Annotated in this window: 12 protein-coding genes and 2 tRNA genes; 11 read left to right on the top strand and 3 right to left on the bottom strand. The window is 61.4% G+C overall.

Translation table 11 applies throughout. The features are described 5' to 3' along the window. The first annotated feature begins 625 nt into the window (after nucleotides 1-625). The 8 genes from tig to HWE17_RS23265 all read left to right on the top strand — a co-directional run bounded on the left by tig (nucleotide 626) and on the right by HWE17_RS23265 (nucleotide 9,935). Nucleotides 626-1,966, top strand: a complete 1,341-nt coding sequence (tig, locus tag HWE17_RS23300; RefSeq protein WP_176390426.1) for a trigger factor — start codon at nucleotides 626-628, stop codon at nucleotides 1,964-1,966. A gap of 76 nt (nucleotides 1,967-2,042) precedes the next feature. Next, the gene (gene clpP / locus HWE17_RS23295) at nucleotides 2,043-2,669 is read left to right on the top strand and encodes an ATP-dependent Clp endopeptidase proteolytic subunit ClpP (RefSeq protein ID WP_034751013.1); all 627 of its coding nucleotides are present in this window, start codon (nucleotides 2,043-2,045) and stop codon (nucleotides 2,667-2,669) included. Between the two features lie 200 nt (nucleotides 2,670-2,869). Beyond that, a complete protein-coding gene (gene clpX / locus HWE17_RS23290) occupies nucleotides 2,870-4,138 on the top strand; it encodes an ATP-dependent Clp protease ATP-binding subunit ClpX (protein WP_010398446.1) in 1,269 nt (422 codons plus the stop codon). 276 nt (nucleotides 4,139-4,414) lie between these two features. Beyond that, on the top strand, nucleotides 4,415-6,826 hold the full coding sequence (lon, locus tag HWE17_RS23285; protein WP_034787304.1) for an endopeptidase La: 2,412 nt from the start codon (nucleotides 4,415-4,417) through the stop codon (nucleotides 6,824-6,826). 204 nt (nucleotides 6,827-7,030) lie between these two features. Then, nucleotides 7,031-7,303 carry an HU family DNA-binding protein gene (locus tag HWE17_RS23280; RefSeq protein ID WP_010398442.1) on the top strand — a complete coding sequence of 91 codons (273 nt, stop codon included), beginning with the start codon at nucleotides 7,031-7,033 and terminating at the stop codon, nucleotides 7,301-7,303. Between the two features lie 125 nt (nucleotides 7,304-7,428). After that, a tRNA-Asp gene (locus HWE17_RS23275) sits at nucleotides 7,429-7,505 on the top strand. Nucleotides 7,506-7,522: 17 nt separating this feature from the next. Then, nucleotides 7,523-7,599, top strand: a tRNA-Asp gene (locus HWE17_RS23270). Between the two features lie 410 nt (nucleotides 7,600-8,009). Next, complete coding sequence (locus HWE17_RS23265; protein ID WP_176390405.1) at nucleotides 8,010-9,935, top strand: SurA N-terminal domain-containing protein; 1,926 nt, start codon at nucleotides 8,010-8,012, stop codon at nucleotides 9,933-9,935. Nucleotides 9,936-10,101: 166 nt separating this feature from the next. On the opposite strand, the gene HWE17_RS23260 is transcribed toward HWE17_RS23265, so the two are convergent. Beyond that, entirely contained in the window at nucleotides 10,102-10,734 is a 633-nt protein-coding gene (locus tag HWE17_RS23260) for an arylesterase (RefSeq protein ID WP_176390425.1), read from the bottom strand. 160 nt (nucleotides 10,735-10,894) lie between these two features. On the opposite strand from HWE17_RS23260, the gene HWE17_RS23255 reads away from it, so the two are divergent. Next, a complete protein-coding gene (locus HWE17_RS23255; RefSeq protein WP_369681770.1) occupies nucleotides 10,895-11,542 on the top strand; it encodes an ABC transporter ATP-binding protein in 648 nt (215 codons plus the stop codon). A 115-nt stretch (nucleotides 11,543-11,657) separates the two neighbouring features. Here HWE17_RS23255 and HWE17_RS23250 read toward each other — a convergent pair whose 3' ends face one another. Further along, the gene (locus HWE17_RS23250) at nucleotides 11,658-13,202 is read right to left on the bottom strand and encodes an NAD(P)H-hydrate dehydratase (protein WP_176390404.1); all 1,545 of its coding nucleotides are present in this window, start codon (nucleotides 13,200-13,202) and stop codon (nucleotides 11,658-11,660) included. Between the two features lie 145 nt (nucleotides 13,203-13,347). On the opposite strand from HWE17_RS23250, the gene HWE17_RS23245 reads away from it, so the two are divergent. Next, nucleotides 13,348-16,920, top strand: a complete 3,573-nt coding sequence (locus HWE17_RS23245; RefSeq protein WP_176390423.1) for a hydantoinase B/oxoprolinase family protein — start codon at nucleotides 13,348-13,350, stop codon at nucleotides 16,918-16,920. On the opposite strand, the gene HWE17_RS23240 is transcribed toward HWE17_RS23245, so the two are convergent. Continuing rightward, on the bottom strand, nucleotides 16,902-17,828 hold the full coding sequence (locus tag HWE17_RS23240) for an AraC family transcriptional regulator (protein WP_176390403.1): 927 nt from the start codon (nucleotides 17,826-17,828) through the stop codon (nucleotides 16,902-16,904). The two genes, HWE17_RS23245 and HWE17_RS23240, sit on opposite strands and share 19 nt — an antisense overlap. Before the next feature lie 203 nt (nucleotides 17,829-18,031). On the opposite strand from HWE17_RS23240, the gene HWE17_RS23235 reads away from it, so the two are divergent. Next, entirely contained in the window at nucleotides 18,032-19,084 is a 1,053-nt protein-coding gene (locus HWE17_RS23235; protein ID WP_176390402.1) for an NAD(P)-dependent alcohol dehydrogenase, read from the top strand. The last annotated feature ends 30 nt before the right edge of the window (nucleotides 19,085-19,114 follow it).

The raw sequence follows: 19,114 nt of genomic DNA, 5'->3' as shown, positions 1-19,114 counted from the left end.
GTCATGCGGGATGTCTTTGTTTGCGCTATTTTTCGTCAGCGACCGGGCGGCGGGGCGGGGCTCAGGCGGAGATTTGCCTGAAAAATGGCCAAATTGAGGTAAATCAAAGGTTTTTTGCCCGAAATCTTCGTCGTGAGCGCATTTCTTTGTTTCGGACGGGGCGCCAGTTCGCATATACTAATGAACGAAGCAGGCTGGAAAGCCTGTCTCTGGCGAAACAAAGAATGCCGGGGCAAGAGTAAAGGCAGGGCACCTCCAGGCTGTGGCGACTCGTTCGCCGCCGCTGGTATCCTCTGTGGCCGGGCTGCAAAGCCAGCCACTTTCCCGAAGTCCTTTGTTATAATGCCACGCTTTACCGAATGATGGCCGGCCCTGCATTTACTTAGAAGCAAGGCTGGACGCTCGGAGCCCTGTCGCAGTACTGGAAGCGGCGGATTGTTTGGTGCCTGGTGCGGGTTTTTCCCTCAGCCGGGTAGACCAGGTCCATCGTCCTGTTTTCAGTACTTTTACAGATGAATATGCGAGCGAGTGAAGCTGGACCCATGTCTTGCCGCCAGTAATGGCGCAAGGGGTCGGGTCTTCTTTTCTCGCACCAACAGTGTTTATTTTTTGGACGATTTTTTACATGGCAACTGCAGTCGAAACCTTGGGCAAACTCGAACGTCGTATCACGATCTCCTTCCCGCTGACGGACGTCCGCACGGAAGTTGAGAAGCGCCTGAAAGTGCAAGCCCGTACGGCTAAGGCACCGGGCTTCCGTCCGGGCAAAGTGCCGTTGAAAATGGTCGCAGCACAATACGGCTACCAAATTGAATCCGAAGTGCTGAATGACAAAGTCGGCCGCGCGTTCAACGACGCCGCCAACGAAAACAATCTGCGCGTGGCCGGTTTCCCGAACATCGTGCCGAAAGAAGAAGCAGCCGAAGGCCAGCTGGCTTTCGACGCAACGTTCGAAGTGTATCCGGAAGTTGCCATCGGCGACCTGACGGCCGTTGAAATCGAAACCGTGCAAGCCGACGTGTCGGAAGCCGAAATCGACAAGACCATCGACATCCTGCGCAAGCAGCGCGTGCACTTCCACACCAAGGGCGAAGCTGGCGAACACGGCGACGGCGGTGAGGCTATCGCTGCCAATGGCGACCGCGTGACCGTCGACTTCGTCGGCTCGATCGACGGCGTTGAATTCCCAGGCGGCAAAGCTGAAGGCTACGCTTTCGTGCTGGGCGAAGGCCGCATGCTGCCAGAATTCGAAGCAGCAACCCTGGGCCTGAAAGTGGGCGAGTCGAAGACTTTCCCATTGTCGTTCCCTGAGGACTACCACGGTAAAGACGTTGCCGGCAAAACCGCATCGTTTACCATCACCTTGCAAAAGCTGGAATGGGCGCACCTGCCGGAAGTTGATGCCGAATTCGCCAAGTCCCTGGGCGTTGCCGATGGCGACCTGGCCAAAATGCGCGAAGACATCAAAGTCAACCTGCAACGCGAAGTCGCTGGCCGCGTGAAAGCACGCAACAAGGAAGCCGTCATGGACGCGCTGATCAAAGTTGCTGAGCTGGAAGTGCCAAAAACGCTGATCGCTCAGGATTCCGAGCGTCTGGCCGAAATGACCCGCCAGGACATGGCGCAGCGCGGCATGAACGTCAAGGACGTGCCTTTCCCAGCAGAACTGTTCGCAGAAAAAGCCGAGCGTCGCGTACGCCTGGGCCTGATCCTGTCGCAACTGGTGGGCGACAACAAGCTGCAGGCTACGCCTGAGCAAGTCAAGGCGCAGATCGAAGATTTCGCCCAAAGCTACGAAGACCCACGCGAAGTGCTGAAGTACTACTACAGCGACCGTCGTCGTCTGGGTGAGATCGAAGCCCTTGTATTGGAAGAAAACGTCGTCACCTACGTGTTGGGCCTGTCGAAAGTCACGTCGAAAGCAGTTGCTTTTGACGAACTGATGGGAAGCAACGCACAAGCGTAAACCAGTTGGTATTGGGATGCCTGCTCTGGCCGAAAGGTGAGGGCGGCTTCCCCTAACTGCTTCACAAGGAAATGAAATGACAGGTATGAACCGTAATCCGGCGCTGGACACAGAGATGCTCGGCCTGGTGCCGATGGTGGTGGAACAAAGCGGTCGCGGCGAGCGCTCGTATGATATTTACTCGCGCCTGCTGAAGGAACGTTTGATTTTCATGGTCGGCCCGGTCAATGACCAGATGGCCAACCTGGTTGTCGCCCAGCTGCTGTTCCTGGAAAGCGAAAATCCGGAAAAGGAAATCTCGCTCTACATCAACTCGCCAGGTGGTTCGGTTTCGGCCGGCATGGCCATCTACGACACCATGCAGTTCATCAAGCCGGACGTCTCGACCCTGTGCACGGGCATGGCTGCTTCGATGGGTGCTTTCCTGCTGGCCGCTGGCGCCAAGGGCAAGCGTTTCTCGCTGCCGAACTCGCGCATCATGATTCACCAGCCGTCCGGTGGTTCGCAAGGCATGGCGTCCGATATCGAGATCCAGGCGAAGGAAATCCTTTACCTGCGCACCCGCTTGAACGGCATCATGGCCGAGCGCACGGGCCAGTCGATCGAACAGATCGCCAAGGACACCGACCGCGACCGTTTCATGTCCGCCGACGAGGCCGTTGAGTATGGTTTGATCGACAAAGTGTTGACCAGCCGCGCTTGATGAGCCCCTACCGGTATTGCTAAGCATGTAAGTAAACGCCCGGGCGATCAAACGTTCGGGCGTTTCGCTTTTATTTCGGGTAGCATGGAGCTTGTGCGCGTTGTTGACTTGCGCCATGGCTAGCGGCCTTTACGGGCGGCAACCATCATCCGGCTTGCGATTTTGCAATATTGTTAATGCAGTTCCAACCAAAATGCCTTATGTCAGACAAAAAATCCTCTAGCGGCGAAAAATTACTGTATTGCTCGTTCTGCGGCAAAAGCCAGCACGAGGTGAAGAAACTCATCGCCGGCCCGTCCGTGTTCATTTGCGACGAGTGCATCGACCTGTGCAACGACATCATCCGTGATGAAACGTCGAGCATCGAGACGGTGACCGGTACCAAATCCGACCTCCCGACGCCGCAAGAAATTGCCGCCTTGCTCGATCAGTACGTGATCGGCCAGCAGACTGCCAAGCGCATCCTGTCGGTGGCGGTGTACAACCATTACAAGCGTCTCAAGCACCTGGGCAAGAAAGACGACATCGAACTGGCCAAGAGCAACATCTTGCTGGTAGGTCCTACCGGCTCGGGCAAGACCCTGCTGGCACAGACCCTGGCGCGCATGCTCAACGTGCCGTTCGTGATCGCCGACGCCACCACCCTGACCGAAGCCGGTTACGTGGGTGAAGACGTGGAAAACATCATCCAGAAGCTGCTGCAAAGCTGCAACTATGACGTCGAGAAAGCCCAGCGCGGCATCGTCTACATCGATGAGATCGACAAGATTTCGCGCAAGTCCGACAATCCGTCCATCACGCGCGACGTGTCGGGCGAGGGCGTGCAGCAAGCCTTGTTGAAATTGATCGAAGGCACGATGGCTTCCGTGCCGCCACAAGGCGGCCGCAAGCATCCGAACCAGGATTTCGTGCAGATCGACACGACCAACATCATGTTCATCTGCGGCGGCGCCTTTGACGGCCTGTCGAAAGTGATCGCCAACCGTTCCGAAAAGAGCGGCATCGGCTTCTCGGCCACGGTGCGCAGCAAGTCGCAAAGCTCGGCCAGCGAACTGATGCTGCAAGCGGAACCGGAAGATCTGGTCAAGTTCGGCCTGATCCCGGAACTGGTGGGCCGTCTGCCCGTCATCGCCACCCTGGCGGAATTGACGGAAGAGGCGCTGATCCAGATCCTGGTCGAGCCGAAGAATGCGCTGATCAAGCAGTATTCGAAGCTGCTCGAGATGGAAGGCGCGGAACTGGAGATTCGTCCGGCCGCCCTGCATGCGATCGCCAAAAAAGCGCTGGCGCGCAAGACCGGCGCCCGTGGCCTGCGTTCCATCCTGGAACATGCTTTGCTGGACGTCATGTACGAACTGCCGAGCGAACAAAACGTGGTGAAGGTCGTCATCGACGAAAATACCATCACCAGCGGCGCCAAACCTTTGTTGATTTATCAAGAGACTGCCAAGGCCTCCGGAGAAAATTGATTACTGCTGAGACAAATGCATAAAAAGGATTTTGATTCCTTAATGCATGGCAGTACAATTTAAATCAATGAGTGCAGGCTTCAATCGGAAAGCCACTCGCGGCGCTTAGCTGCGCGTGGCTTTTTTACTGTGAAAACTGCATTTATTAACGTCATGCGGGTGTGTTTTGCGAAATAAACAGAAAAATGTTTGTTTCACAGAATTATTTATTCTCGCCGGTCTTGTGTTTTGGCAGCGAGCGCCAACATCGTAAACACGCTTTCTATAAGGTACGCCATGACAACTTCCAAATTAACTGAGCAAACTCAACTGCCGTTATTGCCGCTGCGGGATGTCGTCGTTTTCCCGCATATGGTGATACCGCTGTTCGTTGGCCGTCCAAAGTCGATCAAGGCGCTGGAAGCTGCGATGGAGCAGGGCAAGAGCATCATGCTTGCCGCTCAAAAAGCAGCCGCGAAGGACGAGCCGTCCCCTTCGGATATCTATGAAATTGGCTGCGTCGCCAATATTCTGCAAATGCTGAAGCTGCCCGATGGCACCGTCAAGGTGCTGGTCGAAGGCGCGCAGCGTGCCCGTATCAACCACATCAGCGATGCGCCGACGCACTTCATCGCCGACCTGACGCCGCTCGAGTCCGAGCCGGGCGACGAGTCGGAAGTCGAAGCCATGCGCCGCGCGATCGTGCAGCAGTTCGACCAGTACGTCAAACTGAACAAAAAGATTCCACCGGAAATCCTCGCTTCGCTGTCGGGCATCGACGATGCCGGCCGCCTGGCCGACACGGTGGCCGCGCATCTGCCGCTGAAGCTTGAGCAAAAACAAGTCATCCTGGAAATTTTCAGCGTGGCCAAGCGCCTCGAGCACCTGCTGGGCCAGCTTGAAGGCGAGCTCGACATTTTGCAGGTGGAAAAGCGCATCCGTGGCCGTGTGAAGCGCCAGATGGAAAAGTCGCAGCGCGAGTACTATCTGAACGAGCAAGTCAAGGCGATCCAGAAAGAACTGGGCGAGGGCGAAGATGGCGCCGACCTCGACGAGCTGGAGAAAAAAGTCGCTTCGGCCAAGATGCCGAAGGAAGCGCTCGACAAGGCCACCAACGAGCTGAAAAAGCTGAAACTGATGTCGCCGATGTCGGCCGAAGCCACCGTCGTGCGCAACTACATTGACACCCTGGTCAATTTGCCTTGGAAAAAGAAATCCAAGGTCAATAACGACCTGGCGAATGCGGAAAAAGTGCTCGAAGGCGACCACTACGGCCTCGACAAGGTCAAGGAACGCATCCTGGAATACCTCGCGGTGCAACAGCGCGTCGACAAGCTCAAAGCCCCGATCCTGTGCTTCGTCGGCCCTCCGGGCGTGGGTAAAACCTCGCTGGGCCAGTCCATCGCCCGCGCGACGAACCGCAAGTTCGTGCGCATGGCCCTGGGCGGCGTGCGCGACGAAGCCGAGATTCGCGGCCATCGCCGCACCTACATCGGCTCGATGCCGGGCAAGATATTGCAATCGCTGTCGAAAGTCGGCGTGCGCAATCCTCTGTTCCTGCTCGATGAAGTCGACAAGATGGGCGCCGATTTCCGTGGCGATCCATCGTCGGCCCTGCTGGAAGTGTTGGACCCGGAACAGAACCACACGTTCTCCGACCATTACATCGAAGTCGATTTCGACCTCTCTGACGTGATGTTCGTGGCCACGTCGAACTCGTACAACATTCCGCCAGCCTTGCTTGACCGTATGGAAGTGATTCGTCTGTCCGGTTACACGGAAGATGAAAAGACCAGCATCGCGCAGCGTTATCTGCTGCCGAAGCAGATCAAGAACAATGGCTTGAAGGAAGAGGAAATCTCGGTGGCCGAGTCGGCGCTGCGCGACATCATCCGCTACTACACGCGGGAAGCCGGTGTGCGTTCGCTCGAGCGTGAAGTGTCGAAGATCTGCCGCAAGGTGGTCAAGATGCTGCTGCTGAAGAAATCCGACAAAAAAGTCATCGTCAACTCGAAGAACCTGGATAAATTCCTCGGTGTGCGCCGCTATGATTTCGGTGTCGCAGAGAAAGAAAACCAGGTCGGCCAGGTGGTTGGTCTGGCATGGACGGAAGTGGGCGGCGATCTGCTGACCATCGAAGCCGTGTCGATGCCGGGCAAGGGTGGCATCATCCGCACGGGTACCCTGGGCGACGTCATGAAAGAGTCGATCGAGGCGGCCCGCACGGTGGTGCGCAGCCGGGCACAGCGCCTGGGCATCAAGGCGGACGTGTTCGAGAAGAGCGACATCCACATCCACGTGCCGGAAGGCGCGACACCGAAGGATGGTCCTTCGGCTGGCGCGGCCATGACGGTGGCGATGGTGTCGGTCTTCACGGGCATTCCCGTGCGCGCCGACGTGGCGATGACGGGCGAGATCACCTTGCGCGGCGAAGTATTGCCGATCGGCGGCCTGAAAGAAAAGCTGCTGGCGGCCCATCGCGGCGGCATCAAGACGGTCCTGATTCCAGAGCAGAATGTGAAAGACCTGGCCGACATTCCGGACAACGTCAAGAACAAACTGGAGATCGTACCCGTGCGCTGGATCGACAAAGTGCTGGAAATCGCCCTCGAACGCATGCCTGAAGCGTTGGCGGATGTCGCTGCGGTGGAGGCTGTCACGGCCGCCGCGGCCAAGCCTGACGCGGCCGGCGAGGTAGTAAAACACTAACGTTTTACCCCTGTTTTCCCCAAACAAGCGCTTTTAGAGCGCTTGTTTTATATTGAAACGTGAATTGCGCCCCCAAAGCGCTTGACACATATACAGTGTGGCTTGTTTAATACGCCTGCACATTTTTTTCGCCGGACAGCTGTGGTGCCAAAAGTGCCGCAACGATACGGTAAACGTTTTATACCTTTGTAATTGGGGATGCTAGTGAACAAGACTGAATTGATCGACCACATTGCTGAAAAAGCTGACATTTCCAAAGCCGCCGCTGCGCGCGCACTCGACGCTGTTATCGGCGGCGTGACGGAAACTTTGAAAAACAACGACAGCGTGACGCTGGTTGGTTTTGGCACTTTCTCGGTCAGCGAACGCGCTGAGCGTACCGGCCGCAATCCGCGTACGAAAGAAGCGATCACGATCGAAGCTGCAAAAGTTCCAAAATTTAAAGCTGGTAAAGCTTTGAAGGATGCTGTAAACTAACGGACTTCGGTGAGGTGACAATCACCGGAAACATTTGGCGGCGCCTACGGGTGCCGCGATTTCAGGGTTGAAGTTCTTCGAATAACAACCCTGGATACAAATGCAAGTAGTACTGTGTATTTTTCGGAGTGGTAGTTCAGTTGGTTAGAATGCCGGCCTGTCACGTCGGAGGTCGCGGGTTCGAGTCCCGTCCGCTCCGCCAAAAAAATACGCTCTTAAGGAGTGGTAGTTCAGTTGGTTAGAATACCGGCCTGTCACGTCGGGGGTCGCGGGTTCGAGTCCCGTCCGCTCCGCCAGAATATAGAAGCCCGCGCTGCTGAATAAGTAGCGCGGGTTTTTCTTTTTCAGCGCCAGATTATCTCGGCGCGCCTGCTTTTAAAATCCCGTCCTGCCGTTTTGAATAAAAACACCCGCATTTAAATCCGCTTTAAGCTGCGTCCGGTTAAATGCCCGAGTCCGGCGCCTTGCCGTCCAGGCGGCGCCAGGGCAGGGCGCGCGCCCTGATTTACTCTTGCTATAGCGCTATGGGCATTGTAGAATCAGGAGATAATGGCTTGGGCGTCAGAATCCTGCTTTAGTTCCAGCGCCAAGTTGTTGAATCTAAAGGGGAAGTGGACATCTGTCCCGTCCATTCCGCCGAAGAAATCAAGGCGAACGCATGTTCGCCTTTTTTTATAGTGATCCACTCATCCCGAATTGGCTGACCATGTTTGAATTTATTCGTACCCATCGACGCTTGATGCAGTTTCTCCTGATGCTGGTCATCGTCCCGTCTTTTGCACTGGTCGGTATCAGCGGCTACCAAAGCTTCGGCGATGGCGCGAACACCATCGCCAAGGTCGGCGACCAGGTCGTTACGCAGCAGCAATATGAAGAAGCGCAACGCCAGCAGATCGACCGCTACCGCCAGATGATGGGCGAGCAGTTCGACCAGAAAATGTTTGACACGCCGGAAGCGCGCCAGAGCATCCTCGACAACCTGATCGCCGAGCGCGCCGTGGCCGCCGAAGTGGGCCGTAGCCACCTGGTCATCAGCGATGCCGTGCTGCAAAAGGAAGTGCTGGAAATCCCAGGCTTGACCTTGCCGGACGGTAAATTCGACCTGGAACGCTACAAGGCCATGCTGGCCGCCCAAGGCATGACGCCGCAGATGTACGATGCGCGCCGCCGCAGCGACCTGGCCCTGCAGCAACTGGCCGGCGCCGTGCAAGGCACCGCCTTCGCGCCAAGCACCGTCTCCAAACGCCTGTCCGACATCACCTCGGAAGAGCGTGAAGTGCAGGAACTGTTGCTGCCGATCGCCCAGTACGTGTCGGAAGTCAAAGTGACGGACGCCATGATCAAGGCTTTCTATGACAAGAACAGCAAGTTCTTCGAGATCCCGGAACAAGCCAAGATCGAGTACGTTGTGCTTGACGACAGCGCCGCCGGCGAGCAAGTCGACGTCACCGACGCCGACGTGACCGGCTACTACGCGAAGAACCAGAAAGCCTACACGACGGAAGAAGCGCGTCAGGCCAGCCATATCCTCGTCGCCGTCAAGAAAGACGCATCGGCCGCCGACAAGGCAGCCGCCAAGGCCAAGGCTGAAGCCATCCTGGCTGACGTGCGCAAGACGCCTGCCAGCTTTGCCGCCGTGGCCAAGGCCAAGTCGGAAGATCCGGCGTCCGCGGAACAGGGCGGCGACCTGGGCGTGATTGGCAAGGATGGCTTGCCTACGCCGTTGCTCAATGCCGTCGCGAAACTCAAGCAGGGTGAAATCAGCGACGTCGTCGCTTCCGATTTCGGCTTCCACATCCTGACCGTGACCTCGCTCAAGCCACAGCACGTGCGTGCGCTCGATGAAGTACGCGGCGAGATCACGGCCGACCTGCGCAAGCAATTCGCTGCCAAGAAATACTCGGAAATGGCGGAAACGTTCACCAACACGGTCTACGAGCAATCGGACAGCCTGAAGCCGGTGGCCGACAAGCTGAAACTGAAAGTGGAAAGCGTCGCCAACCTGTCGCGGACGCCGTCGCCAGCACTGGGCAAGGCGCCGTTCAACAACGCCAAGTTCCTGACCGCCATCTTCTCGAACGATTCGCTGAAAGACAAGCGCAACACGGAAGCCGTGACCGTCGCTCCTAACGTGCTGATCGCCGGTCGCGTGGTGGAATTCAAGCCTGCCAGCAAGCGTCCGCTGGCCGAAGTCGAAGCGATGATCCGTCAGCGCGTGACCCTGGAAGAAGCGGAAAAGCTGGCCAAGAAAGCGGGCGAGACCAAGCTGGCCGCCTTGAAGGCTTCGGGCGACGCGACCGGTTTCGGCGCGGCGCAATGGGTATCGCGCAGCAAGCTGGACGGCATCAACCGTGCCGCCATCGCGCAAGTCATGAAAGCGGACACGAGCAAGCTGCCAGCCTACGTGGGTGTGGACCTGCCAGCCCTGGGCTATGGCATCTACCGCATCGCCAAGGTGCAGCAGCCGGCGCAAGTGGATGCAGCACGCCGCCAGCAAGAGAAAGACCAGATCAGCGGCATCCTGGCACAACAGGAAATGTTCGATTACGTCGAGTACCTGAAAGCCAAGGCCAAGGTGAAGATCGTCAAGCCGGTCACCGCGCCGGTTGCAGCAGCGCCGGAAGCGCCGTAATCAGTTTTAGCCCATAAAAATAGCCGCTTTCGAGCGGCTATTTTTTTGTCTGTGGAATGTGCGTGTCAATGAATTTACCATGACCACCAGCGTAAAGCTGGGGTCAGACCCGCCGGGTCTGACCCCGGATTTTTGCCTCGGGCTAGAGCTAACGTCAACAACCGGCTTACTTCGCGTCCAGCAACGGCGCCAGCCGCGGCCAGATATTCTTTAAAATCGTCGGATGCGCCTGCGCATTCGGGTGCATGCGGTCGGCCTGGAACAACTGCGGCTGGTCGGCGATGCCTTCGAACATGAAGGGCACGAGTGGCGCCTTCCATTCCTTGGCCAGCTTGCCGTACACGCCATAAAACTGCTCGCCATAGGCGCGGCCATAGTTGGGCGGCATGCGCATGCCCACCAGCACCAACTGCGCGCCCGATTTTTTGGCCGCCTCGCCCATGGCGCGCAGATTCGCTTCGGCGGCCGCCACGGGCAAGCCGCGCAAGCCGTCGTTGGCGCCCAGTTCGATCAGCACGACGTCGGGCTGGTGCTTGGCCAGCAGCGCAGGCAGGCGTGCCCGGCCGCCGCTGGTGGTCTCGCCGCTGATGCTGGCATTGACGATGCGCGTGTCGTTCTTTTGCGCTTGCAGCCGCTGTTCCAGCAGCGCCACCCAGCCCGTGCCCCGTGCCAGCCCATACTCGGCCGAGAGACTGTCGCCGAGCACCAGCAGCGTTTTTGGTGCAGAATAGGCGTTCGTCATGCCTGACACCAGCAGCAGGGCTGCCGCAGGAAGCAGGGACAGCGCGCGCCGCCGCATGCGGCTGCTGCCCTCGACACTTATTTGTTCACGAAATTTTTTAAGATAGATCAGCATGCCCGAATTCCCTAAAGCGACTTCCACCAGTTTTCTCCCATCAGACGCAGCGGCCCAGCGGCCCGCCGCACCCAACAGCCAAAATGCCCGGCCGGCCATCGAAGTGGTCCAGCTGGCCAAGCGCGTACCCGATGCCGATGGTGAGCTGACCATCCTGCATCAAGTCGATTTTACCGTGCAAACGGCGGAGACGCTGGCCATCGTCGGCGCTTCCGGTTCCGGCAAGTCCACCTTGCTGGGCTTGCTGGCGGGACTCGACACGCCCAGCGAGGGCAAGGTCATCCTCGATGGCACCGATATCTTCGCCCTCGACGAAGACGGCCGCGCCGGTTTCCGCAAGGAAAAGCTCGGTTTCGTGTTCCAGTCCTTCCAGCTGCTGGCCCACCTGACGGCGCTGGAAAACGTCATGCTGCCGCTGGAATTGCGCGGCGACCTGGACGCGAAGGAAAAGGCGCAAGCCATGCTGGGCAGAGTCAACCTGGGCAGCCGCCTGAAACACTATCCGAAATACCTGTCCGGCGGCGAGCAGCAACGCGTGGCCCTGGCCCGCGCCTTCGTCACGGAACCGCCGCTGTTGTTCGCCGACGAGCCGACGGGCAGCCTGGACGCCGCCACCGGCGAGGCCGTGATCCAGCTGATGTTCGAGTTGAACCGCGAACGGGGATCGACCCTGGTGCTCGTCACGCATGACAGCTCGATCGCGGCCCGTTGCGGGCGGACGATTACGATTGCGGCTGGTCGATTGGTGTGATTGCTGGTGGTGGTTGTCGGATTACGCGTTCCGCTAATCCGACCTACCCGGCCATCGTTCACCGCAGCTGTAGGTTGGATTAGCGCAGCGTAATCCAACACACCCGCGCCAAAGCTTATGCCGACAAGGCATTGATCAACCTGCGTATCGCCGGGATCAATTCCCCGGCCGTCAAGCCAATGGGGCCGCTGCCTGCGGCCACCAGTGCATCGGCCGCCGCGCCGTGCAGCCACACGGCGCCTATCGCCGCTTCCCATTCCGGCCAGCCTTGCGCCAGCAGGCTGCCGCACAGGCCGGACAAGACGTCGCCGGTGCCGGCCGTTGCCAGCGCGGGGCCGCCTGTGTTGTTGACGACGACCTGGCCGTCGGGTGCGGCGATCACCGTGCCCGAGCCTTTCAATACCACGATGGCGCCCAGCTGCGTTGCCAGCTGGCGCGCCGCGCCCAGGCGGTCGGCCTGGACCTCGGCCACCGTCATGTCGAGCAGGCGTGCCGCTTCCAGCGGGTGCGGCGTCAATATCGTCGCTCCCGCGCCCGTGCGCACGGCCAGCGCCGATTGCAGCTCCGGCTCGGCCGCCATCAGGTTCAGCGCGTCCGCGTCCAGCAGCAGCGGACTGTCGCTGTCAATGGCACGCTGCAGCAGTTCCACCGTGCCGGCCTTGTCGCCGAGGCCGGGACCGGCCACCAGCGCCGCGAAGTGCAGGCCCGAGAAATCCACGTCCCTGGCGTGCCGGCACATCAGCTCCGGCTGGCCGCTGTCGAAGGCGGGCGGTGCGTCGGGAAAGGCGATGTAGACGCGTCCCGCGCCCGCATGCAGGGCCGTGCGGGCCGCCAGGATGGGCGCGCCTGCCATGCCTTGCGCGCCGCCGATGATGGCCACACTGCCGTAGCTGCCCTTGTGCGTGTTTTGCCGGCGTGGCTGCAGCTGGCGCGCGAACAGGTGCAGGCCACCCAGCTGCGCCTTCGCCGCGGGCAGCAGGGAAGGGTCGATGGCCAGCGCGGCCACTTCCACTTCCCCCGCATGGTCGCGGCCATGCGCCGTGTGCAGGCCCGGCTTGTCGCCGATGAAGGTGAGCGTATGCGTGGCGCGGATGGCGACGCCGTCGATGGCGCCCGTGTCTGCGTGCAGGCCGCTGGGCACGTCGAGCGCCAGCACGGGGCAATCGAGATTGTTGACCAGCTGCGCCATGTCGCGGCATTCGCCGTCGAGGGGACGCGACGCGCCGATGCCGAACAGGCCATCGATGACGAGGTGCCATGGCGCCGCGCCCACCGCGGCCGAGGCCATGGACGTTGCCGCTTCCATCAAGCGCGCGGCGCTGTTGCGCGCGCGGCTCAGCGCCTGTTCGCGTTCGGGCGACGTGGCTTGCGCCTCGGGCGCCAGCCAGACGAGCACCTCGGTGCCGCTGCCGGCCAGGTGCGCGGCCGCTTCCAGCGCATCGCCGCCGTTGTCGCCGGGGCCAGCCAGCACCAGGACGCGCCGGTGGCCCACGTCGTCGCCATCTTCCTGGGCGTGCAGCAGCTTCAGGGCGGCACTGGCGGCAGCCTGGCCCGCGCGCTGCATCAGCAGCCCTTGCGGCAGGTCGCGCATGGCCGCTTGTTCGATGGCGCGCAGTTCGGCGATGGAGTACAGCGGTGTGGAAGAGTCAATCAGGGGCATGGCGCGTGTTCCGTTAGTCAGCATGTCTTCAACATAAGGCCGAAGCGGGCGAAAGGCAAGGCGCGCACGCCTGCGGTGCGCCGTAAATTGTGCGGCTACAATAGCCATCTCACATAGGATCTCACACAGGCACGGGGGCAGGATGATGGACTGGCAATTCTGGATCGACCGGGGCGGCACCTTTACGGACATCGTGGCGCGCCGTCCTGACGGCAGCCTGGCCACGCATAAACTGCTGTCGGAGAATCCGGGCCAGTACCGCGACGCGGCGCTGGCCGGCATGCGCCATTTGATGGACCTGGCGCCTGACGCGCCGCTGCCCGTCGAACGGGTGGGCGCCATCAAGATGGGCACCACGGTGGCGACCAATGCGCTGCTCGAACGCAAGGGCGAGCCGACCGTGCTGGCCATCACGCGTGGTTTTCGCGACGCCTTGCGCATCGCCTACCAGAACCGCCCGCAGCTGTTTGCGCGCCAGATCATCCTGCCGGAACTGCTGTACGGCGACGTGATCGAGATCAATGAACGCACGGGCGCCCACGGTGAAGTCGTGACCCCGCTCGACGAACCCGCCGCGCGCGCCGCGCTGGAACAGGCTTATGCGCGTGGCGTGCGCGCCATCGCGGTCGTGCTGATGCACGGCTACCGCTACCACGCGCACGAGGCGCGGGTGGCGCAGCTGGCGCGCGAAGTGGGTTTTACGCAGGTCTCCGTATCGCACGAGGTCAGCCCCATGATGAAACTGGTGGCGCGCGGCGACACCACGGTGGTCGACGCCTATCTGTCGCCGATTTTGCGCCGCTACGTCGACCAGCTGGCGATGGAGCTGCCCGGCGTGCACCTGCAATTCATGCAGTCGAACGGCGGCCTGACGGATGCGCGCGCCTTCCAGGGCAAGGACAGCATCTTGTCCGGCCCCGCGGGCGGCATCGTCGGCATGGTGCGCGCCAGCGCCCTGGCCGGCTTCGATAAAGTCATCGGCTTCGATATGGGCGGCACCTCCACCGACGTGTCGCATTACGCGGGCGAGTTCGAACGCGTGTTCGAGACGCAGATCGCCGGCGTGCGCATGCGCGCGCCCATGATGAGCATCCACACGGTGGCGGCCGGCGGCGGCTCCATCCTGCATTTCGACGGCGCCCGCTACAAGGTGGGGCCGGACAGCGCGGGCGCCAATCCCGGCCCTGCCAGCTACCGGCGCGGCGGCCCGCTGGCCGTCACCGACTGCAACGTCATGCTGGGCAAGCTGCAGCCCGCCTTCTTCCCCCGCGTCTTCGGCCCCGACGCCAATGAAGCGCTGGACGCCGCCACCGTGCGCACCCAGTTCGAAGCGCTGGCGCGCACGGTAGACAGCACCCCGGAACAGGTGGCCGAAGGTTACATCGCCATCGCCGTAGGGAACATGGCCAACGCCATCAAGCAGATTTCCGTGCAGCGCGGCCACGACGTCACCGAATATACGCTCACCAGCTTTGGCGGCGCGGGCGGCCAGCACGCCTGCCTGGTGGCCGATGCGCTGGGCATGCGCACGGTCTTCATCCACAGCCTGGCGGGCGTGATGTCGGCCTACGGCATGGGCCTGGCCGACCAGAGCGCCATGCGCGAGCGCGCCATCGAGGCGGCCCTGGGCGCGGATCTGGCCGGCGATTTCGCGCAATTGGGCGAACTGGCGCGCGGCGACTTGCTGCGCCAGGGCGTGGGGCAGGAACGCATCGCGCTGGTGTCGCGAGTGCACCTGCGCTATGAGGGCACGGATTCGGCCCTCGTCGTGCTGTTCGACACGGCCGCCGGCATGCAGGCGCAGTTTGAAGCGGCCTACAAAAAACGCTTTTCCTTTTTGATGCCGGCGCGCGCCTTGATCGTCGAGGCCATTTCCGTGGAAGCCATCGGCGCGTCCGATGCGCCGCAAGTGGCCGCGCCGGTCCATGCACCGCGTGCAGGCGTGCTGGCGCCCATGCAGACGGTGGCCATGTACTGCGCCGGCGCGTGGCGCGACAGCGGCCTGTATGGGGCAGACAGCCTGCGCCCCGGCGATAGCATCGATGGCCCGGCCATCGTCAGCGACGCCAACGCCACCACCGTGATCGAACCGGGCTGGCGCGCGGACGTCACGGCGCACGGCCATTTGATCTTGCGCAGGGTCGCCGCCCTCCCGGAGCGGCGCGCCATCGGGACGCAAGCCGACCCCGTGATGCTGGAAATTTTCAATAATCTGTTCATGTCGATTGCCGAGCAGATGGGCCTGCGCCTGCAAAATACGGCCCATTCCGTCAACATCAAGGAACGGCTCGACTTCAGCTGCGCCATCTTCGATGCGCAAGGTCATTTGATCGCGAATGCGCCGCATATGCCCGTACACCTGGGGTCCATGGGCGAGAGCATCCGCACCGTCATGACGCGCAATGCTGGAACCATGCGGCCGGGCGACGTCTTCATGCTGAACGACCCGTACCACGGCGGCACGCACTTGCCCGACGTCACGGTAATCTCGCCCGTGTTCGATGAGGAGGGTACTGCCATCCTGTTCTATGTCGGTTCGCGCGGCCACCATGCGGACATCGGCGGCACGACACCGGGCTCCATGCCGCCCGACTCCACGCGCATCGAGGAAGAGGGCGTGTTGATCGATAATTTCAAGCTGGTCGACGGCGTCACGGGTATGTTGCGGGAGGCGGAAACACTGGCCCTGCTGGTGGGCGCCAGCTGGCCGGTGCGCAATCCGCAGCAGAATGTGGCTGACCTGCGCGCCCAGGTGGCGGCCAACCAGAAGGGGGCCGAAGAACTGCACAAGATGGTCGCGCATTTCGGCTTGGCTGTCGTGCAGGCCTACATGGGCCACGTGCAGGACAATGCCGAGGAAGCCGTGCGCAGGGTCATCACGACCTTGAAGGATGGCAGCTACGCGCTGGACCTGGACAACGGCGCGCGCATCCAGGTGGCGATCAGGGTCGACGTGGCGCGGCGCAGCGCCGTCATCGACTTCACGGGAACGTCCAGCCAGTTGCCCAACAACTTCAATGCGCCGTCCGCCGTCTGCATGGCGGCCGTGTTGTACGTGTTCCGCACCCTGGTCGACGACGAGATTCCCCTGAACGCGGGCTGCCTGAAGCCGCTCACGGTAATCATCCCGTCCGGCTCCATGCTCAATCCGCAGTATCCGGCCTCCGTCGTGTCGGGCAATGTGGAAACCTCGACCTGCATCACGAATGCCCTGTATGGCGCGCTGGGGGCGATGGCAGCCTCGCAGGGGACGATGAACAATTTCACCTTCGGCAGCGAAAAGTACCAGTATTACGAGACGATATCGGGCGGCTCGGGCGCCGGCCCAGGGTTTGACGGCACGGACGTGGTGCAGACGAACATGACCAATTCGCGCCTGACGGATCCGGAAATCCTCGAGTGGCGCTTTCCTGTGCGGCTGGACAGCTACAGCATCCGCGCAGGGTCGGGCGGGGCGGGGCGCTGGCAGGGCGGCAATGGCGGCGTGCGCCGGGTGCGCTTCCTGGAACCCATGACGGCGGCGATCCTGTCGAACAACCGCATCCATCCGCCTTTCGGCATGGATGGCGGCGCGGCGGGTGCGCTGGGACGCAATTACGTGGAGCGGGCGGACGGCACGGTGGAGCACCTGGCGCATATCGGCAAGACCGATATGCAGGCGGGCGACGTGTTCGTGATCGAGACGCCGGGCGGCGGCGCTTACGGCAAGCCGGAATAGGCTGTGGCTCCGCTCAGCTGCGCGCGCACCTGGCCCACGTCGCGCATGGGCGCGCGGCCGAACTGGCGGCTGTATTCGCGGCTGAACTGCGATTCGCTGGCGTAGCCGACCCGGTAGCCGGCCGTGCCCGCGTCGATCTGCTCGACCAGCATGAGGCGCCGCGCTTCCTGCAATCGCAGCAGCTTCTGGTACTGCATCGGCGTCATGGCGGTAATCGCCTTGAAGTGGTGGTGCAGCGACGACATGCTCATGTTCGCCATGCCGGCCAGGTGCTCGATGCGCAGCGGCTCGCAATAATTGTGCTTGATCCAGTCGATGGCTTGCCCCACCTGGTGCGACTGGCTGCTGGCCAGCGCCATGTGCCGCAGGCGCGCGCCGACGGGGCCATTGAGCAGGCGGTACGTCAGCTCGCGGCGGATCAAGGGCGCCAAGGTGGCGATTTCCCCCGGTTTGTCGAGCAGGCGCACGAGGCGCAGCATGGCGTCGAGCAGCTCGGCCGACACGTCGCTGACGGAAATGCCGCGCGTGGCGGGCAGGATTTTCTGCTGCGCCGCGCTGTCGCTGTCGAGCAGCGCGGCCACGTCGGCGATGTCGATGCCGAGCACCACGCACAGGTGCGGCTTGTCTTCGCTCGCTTCCACCACGCGCACTTGCACCGGCAGGTCGACGGACGTCAGCAGATACTGCATGCGGCTGTAGTGGAAGGTTTCCGTGCCCAGGGTGACGTCTTTCGCGCCCTGCGCGATGATGGCCACGCTGGGGCGCGCTGCATGGAACAGCGATTCCGTGACCGACGACTGGCGGTGGAAACTGAGGTTGCCGATGGCCGTCGCGTAGTCGCCCGTGCGCGGCGCGTGGCGGCTGATCAGGGCGGCGATTTCATCTTGTGGAGTAAGTGGCGGGGACATGGTGTTCAGTATGCGTGAGGCTAAGAAGAGAAGAGAAGAGAAGAGAAGAGAAGGGCAGGGGCTGATCTTACGCAGATTTGGAGGATCGTGCAAAGGTCTTGCAGGATCGCGGTAACGGCGGGCCGGCTTCTCGGGCACACTTGTGCAATCGCCTGCATGGCACGCGTCCCCCTCGTCACACACATCTAGATACAGGAGTTTTCATGACCACCATCGCCAAAGGCTACGCCGCACTGGGCCCGACTTCCGCACTGCAACCGTTCACGTTCGAGCGCCGCGCCCCGCGCGAAGACGACGTGGCCATCTCGATTAAATACTGCGGCGTGTGCCACTCCGACATCCACCAGGCGCGCGACGAATGGGGCGGCGCCGCCTTCCCGATGGTGCCCGGCCATGAAATCGCCGGCGTCGTCACGGCCGTCGGCGCCAACGTCAGCAAGTTCAAGGTGGGCGACCATGTGGGCGTGGGCTGCTTCGTCGATTCCTGCACCACCTGCAAGACGCGCAACGTGGACCTGGAACAGTACATGCCAGGCCTGATCCAGACCTACAACGGTCTGGAAGCGGACGGCAAGACGGCCACGCAGGGCGGCTACTCGGACAGCATCGTCGTCAAGGAAGGCTATGTGCTGTCGATTCCCGACAACCTGCCGCTGGACGCGGCCGCGCCGCTGCTGTGCGCCGGTATCACCTTGTACTCGCCGCTGAACCACTGGAAGGCCGGTCCTGGCAAGCAGGTCGCCATCCTGGGCATGGGCGGCCTGGGCCACATGGGCGTGAAAATCGCCCACGCCATGGGCGCCGAAGTGACGGTACTGAGCCAGACCCTGTCGAAGCGCGAAGACGGCCTGCGCCTGGGAGCCGACCATTACTACGCCACCAACGATGCGGAAACGTTCACCAAACTGGCCGGCACGTTCGACCTGATCATCTGCACCGTGGGCGCGTCCATCGACTGGAACCAGTACATCAACCTGCTGAAAGTCGACGGCAACATGGTCATCGTCGGCATCCCGGACGGCGCCGTGCCGCCCGTGAACGCCTTCGGCCTGGTGGGCGCGCGCCGCAGCCTGTCCGGCTCCATGATCGGCTCGATCAAGGAAACCCAGGAAATGCTGGATTTCTGCGGCAAGCACAATATTGTGTCGGACATCGAGATCATCCGCATCCAGGATATCAATGAGGCGTTTGAGCGCGTGGTCAAAAGCGATGTCAGATATCGTTTTGTGATTGACATGGCGTCGCTGGCTGAGTAATTTGACAAGGGGTCGGACCCGTCGGGTCCG

The organism is Janthinobacterium sp. BJB401, from assembly GCF_013372745.1.
Lineage (GTDB): Bacteria > Pseudomonadota > Gammaproteobacteria > Burkholderiales > Burkholderiaceae_D > Janthinobacterium > Janthinobacterium rivuli.
Note: the sequence above shows the minus strand (reverse complement) of the source record. Positions and strands in the feature narration are given on the sequence as shown.